Below are 704 nucleotides of genomic sequence, written 5' to 3'. Positions count from 1 at the left end.
GCAGGCGCGCATAGAAAAAGCCGCTTTCGCTTTGCAGGTCTTCGTCGCGCAGGTGGGACTTGCCGAGCACGCGGTAGGGTTCGGCGTAGTGGTAGGCGTCGCCGTAGGTGTTGTCGGCGACGCCGCGGGTCGTGGCCACGCCGTGGGTGGCGGGCTCGCCGAGGGTCTGGTCGACCTCGCCGTCGAGGTAGGCGCGGCTGTCGTCGGGGTGATAGGCGCGCACGCTAACTTGCTGTTCCACCACCTTATGCCGGGTTTGCAGGGCCCAGACGCTGTCCTCGACGCTGTTGCTGAAGCCCGAGGGCGAGCGCAGCGGCAGCTCGACGTCGAACTGGTAGCAGCGCTGGTCGTCGCAGAACTCGACGACGTCGAAGGCGAGCTCTTCGTGCTGGGTGCAGCGGTACCAGATGCCGACGTCGGCCAGGATGCGACTGATGAAAGCCAGGTCGCTTTCCTGGTACTGCATCACCTGCTCGCGCGGCGGGTACTCGCGCTTGAGGTTGAAGCGAAAGTGCCCGGTGTCCAGRCCRTGGCGGTCGCGCAGAATGCTTTTGACGATGTCTGGCACGGACTGGTGCTGATAGATCCGCGTTTGCTGGCCGCGATCGAGCAGGGCCAGGCGCGGTTGCAGGRTGACTTCGTAGCGGGCTTCGTCGATTGAGCCGGACAGGCGCTGGCAGGCGGTRATGCGGCCATAGACGGTG

At 65.6% G+C, this 704-nt stretch carries 1 protein-coding gene; it reads right to left on the bottom strand.

Annotated elements, in window-relative coordinates:
* The coding region (gene vgrG / locus AC1DVE_RS31180) for a type VI secretion system tip protein VgrG (RefSeq protein ID WP_477784448.1) at positions 1–704 on the bottom strand (704 nt) is incomplete at both ends.

It is taken from the genome of Pseudomonas sp. P4_B4, assembly GCF_056402255.1.
The sequence above is the reverse complement of the archived record's forward strand: the minus strand, read 5'-3'. Positions and strand labels throughout refer to the sequence as shown.